A 3,539-nucleotide genomic window follows, 5' to 3' on the forward strand; every position below is an offset into this window, starting at 1 on the left:
ACAGCCGATCGCAATCACCGAAATACGCACACTTCGTCATGCTCACAAGTCAGATTTGTCTAATCCTTGCTGGGCACCGCTACCAAAACCAACATATCAGCGCGTTCGTTGTCCTAATCGCAAAGCAAAATTAGAGGATCTTTATCGATCTAAATGGCGTGTTGCCATGCTTGACCGTTTGGAGGTTTTTTGTCTTCACGTTCTTGGTTTGAAAATGTCACCTTGGCGCGATAAAGGTCTTAATGGTTATGAAAATTCTTGTCATTTAACGCCTAAACATTCTCGTCAACACGTTGGTTTTGTAGCTCTCGGTGGTAATCGTGACACCTGTTACATACAGCTTGAAGGGGTAGGTTGTCGTTCTCTTGTCGAGCATACGTCTTTGTTTCGCTTGCATTGGTGGTTACAGCTTCTTGATTGTTCGAAGCTTTCGCGTGTTGATTTAGCTGTTGATGATTTTCATGGTCTTTTTGGTCGTGATTATGCAAAGAAAGCCTATTCAGATGATGCGTTTAGAACTAGCTCTAGAGGTAGAACTCCTGCTGCTGGCGAACGTGTTTTCAAAGAGGCCAATGGTCGAGTTCTTAACGAATCTTTCGAAGTCGGTAGCCGTCAATCTAGGGTTTACTGGCGTATTTATAACAAGGCTGCTCAATTAGACCTTGATATGTACTGGTTCCGAAATGAGGTCGAACTCAAGGATTTTCCTATTGATGTGTTACTCGATATAAGCGGCCACTATGCAGGTTTGTGCGATTTCTCGGCTTCAATCGTGGCTTCTTGCCCTGTAAAGGTGATCACAAAAAAGTCTTCAATCGCTCTCGATATCCATGGAAGAGCGAAGTGGGCGCGTCGTCAAGTTGGTCGAACTCTTGCCGATTTAGCTAAATATTTTGATGGGGATATCGAAAAGGTTTTCGGTCTCCTCGTATCTAGTGAGCATCAGGATTCAGAGTTTAGTCTTCCTGATATTCATCAAAAAATAATCAAAGAAATAACGGGCGGTTAAAAATGAAATTAGTTCTACTTGGTGCTTCGCACTCTAAAGGTATCTCGGGAAAAACTGGCAAGCCTTACGAGATTGCAGATATTTTCTACGGTAAAAAACCACGCGCTTGGTCAAATGATAAGGGTAGCTGTTCGACCTTTGGTTTTGATGTTGGTGAAGATGGTGGCTCTATGACTTTCGTTGTTTCTGATGAGATTCTGAATCAATTTGAGTCTACCGCTTTTCCTGTTCTTGCTGATGTTAAAACTGAGCCTAATCCAGAAAATCCAGAAAATCCAGAACAAAACTTTATTACTGGTTATACCGTTATTAAATCACTTTTTGATGACCTTCATAAAAAATAGGTTTTATTTATGAACTGCATTACGACTACTCAACAGGGTTATTTAAGAACGTCAACTGACTTTGATTGTCAGCTCGTGATGCTTAGCGACACCGAATACAACAATTTAGTTTCTGCTTCACAGTCTTTGACCATTGATTCAGAGCTATACACAACCGTTTCAGGTTGGATTTTATTATCTTTCGTTTCTGGCCATGTGCTAGGGCGAATCTTGAAAACTCTTGGCAAAGGCTAGGGGTCTACTTTTAGTAACACACTCTTAAAAAGGAAATACCATGAAAAAACGTCTATTGGTTCTAGGTTCTACTGCGCTTGTATCTGCTTCTTCATTTGCTGATACCAGTGGAATCACAACGGCTATCAACGAAGCTGTAACGGCTGGTCAATCTAACTACGGTCTTGTTGTCGTTGGCCTTATCGGTCTTGCTGCACTTGGCTTTGGTCTTCGCGCCATTGTCAATTCTATGGGGAACTAATGGGAGACATTGTCTCTGAGGTCGTAACCGTCCTGTTTGGGGTGGTTATGGCTATGTCATTCGTATATGGCGCATATACGGGTATTAATGCCTCCTAGTTTGGGGGCGTTTTTTTATCTGGGGTTTTACAGTGGAACGATATCAAAAATACTTTTCTCTTCTTTTAGTTCTTGTTGCTTTCAATTCCAATGCTTTGCAGTGTGGTGCGGGTGAAGTTGAGGTTGAGGGTGTCTGTGTTAGTTCTTGTAAGATACTAAAGGGAACGGGTAGAAATTTGACTTGGGATTCTTACGTGTGGGGTGATAATCCTCGTTCTTATTGTATCGGTGATCGTTCTTCTGGTGCTGCTTGTAACATGGAGCCTAGTTCAGTTTCGATTTCTGTTGAGGCGGGACGCTGGACTAACAAGTTTTATTATACGGGTTCTACTTGTGGCTTTGACCAAATCAACCGCTATTCAGGTGACGTTCCTGAGCTCTTTCCGTTTGAGGGTGATGTTAACCAAAACGGGGTTCAAGATGACTTAGAAGATTGGGACGGTGACGGCATTAGAAACGGTGAAGACCCTGACCCATACAGCAATGACAATCAAGTTACGGATGCTGATGGTAATAATGTGCCTGACAATCTCGACACTTATTATGATTCTTTAGAAGAAGCAAAAGACATTCTTAACTGTAATGTTAATGATGATTCTTGCGGCAGTTATCATTCTGTTATGAACAAGCTTAATCGTAATAATTCAGATTTAGCTCGGATTATTTCGAATTTAAGTCAGCGAAATCTTACTCGTGATGATTTTAATCGTGCTATTACTCAGTTAATCAATACTCAAAAGACCAATGATTCATCTTTTGCTCACAAGATAGACTCGTTGACGGCTGCTCAAGGTGGTTTGGAAAACACCGTTAGAGACAGTGTTTGGGCTGCAAGGCAAGATATAAAAATTCGTTTGGACGACCGTTACAATCAGACTTTTAATAGATTTGATGATTTAGATGAGGAAGTCTCGATTGTTAAACGCAACACTCAATCCATAATCCACTCTATTTCTGATTTTCCTGCTGGCGGTGGCGGTGCTCTCACTGATGCTCAAAGTAATTGGCTCTTAGACTCTGTTCGAAACAGTGTGAGCAATATGACTAAAAATGACCAGGTCATTGCAGGACAAGAAACTGAGCGTGATTTGATGGTCACTTTGAATCGTGATTTAGTTAGTAAGATTCAAGCTTTGGAGGTTTCTGGCGGTGGCCTTACAGACCAACAAAAAACTCAACTAAGAAATGCAGCTAAGGCAAACCTCAACAATAAACTTTTAAAAACCATGTCTTCTGACATTTCAAATGTAGAAGAAAAGGTTTTAAGTAATAACGCTATGATTGATGGTCTTTATTATGAATTTGAGGATATTAATTCAAAAATAGACTCTTTGGGTTCTCCTGATTTATCTGGCGTTGAATCTAGTCTTTCTGACCTATCAGCAAAAATCGACGGCCTTGAAGTTGGTGATATGTCTGGGGTTGAAGGTAAGATTGACGATTTAATCAAGGGTATTACTAACAATAATAATTTCGTTGAACCTAGTTCTAGCTTTACTGGTGAAGGGTTTATTGTCACTCCAACTGATATCGCTGAAGTTCAAAATGAAGTTTTAGAAATAAAACAAGAAATGGCTGACGAATTTGAAAAGTTCAAAACTTTATTCTCTATT

The 3,539-nt window shown here is 40.5% G+C and carries 5 protein-coding genes; all 5 read left to right on the forward strand.

The annotated features are described in order from the left end of the window. Positions 1 to 7: 7 nt before the first annotated feature. Positions 8 to 1,009, forward strand: coding sequence for a replication initiation factor domain-containing protein (locus A142_RS04170; protein WP_139137154.1), 1,002 nt, complete (start codon positions 8 to 10; stop codon positions 1,007 to 1,009). Positions 1,010 to 1,011: 2 nt separating this feature from the next. Next, positions 1,012 to 1,353: a hypothetical protein gene (locus tag A142_RS04175; RefSeq protein WP_019822879.1), complete on the forward strand. Its 342-nt coding sequence runs from the start codon at positions 1,012 to 1,014 to the stop codon at positions 1,351 to 1,353. A gap of 9 nt (positions 1,354 to 1,362) precedes the next feature. Continuing rightward, complete coding sequence (locus tag A142_RS04180; protein WP_019822880.1) at positions 1,363 to 1,587, forward strand: hypothetical protein; 225 nt, start codon at positions 1,363 to 1,365, stop codon at positions 1,585 to 1,587. 40 nt (positions 1,588 to 1,627) lie between these two features. After that, a complete protein-coding gene (locus A142_RS04185) occupies positions 1,628 to 1,828 on the forward strand; it encodes a hypothetical protein (protein WP_019822881.1) in 201 nt (66 codons plus the stop codon). A gap of 130 nt (positions 1,829 to 1,958) precedes the next feature. Beyond that, on the forward strand, positions 1,959 to 3,539 hold a 1,581-nt coding region (locus tag A142_RS04190; RefSeq protein WP_139137153.1), incomplete at its 3' end, for a hypothetical protein.

The organism is Vibrio splendidus 12E03, assembly GCF_000272105.2.
GTDB classification, from domain to species: domain Bacteria; phylum Pseudomonadota; class Gammaproteobacteria; order Enterobacterales; family Vibrionaceae; genus Vibrio; species Vibrio splendidus_I.

What these genes read in the sequence shown, in the direction of transcription:
- A142_RS04175 (WP_019822879.1), top strand. Translation starts at nt 1,012, where the DNA reads ATGAAATTAGTTCTACTTGGTGCTTCGCACTCTAAAGGTATCTCGGGA.
- A142_RS04180 (WP_019822880.1), top strand. Translation starts at nt 1,363, where the DNA reads ATGAACTGCATTACGACTACTCAACAGGGTTATTTAAGAACGTCAACT.
- A142_RS04185 (WP_019822881.1), top strand. Translation starts at nt 1,628, where the DNA reads ATGAAAAAACGTCTATTGGTTCTAGGTTCTACTGCGCTTGTATCTGCT.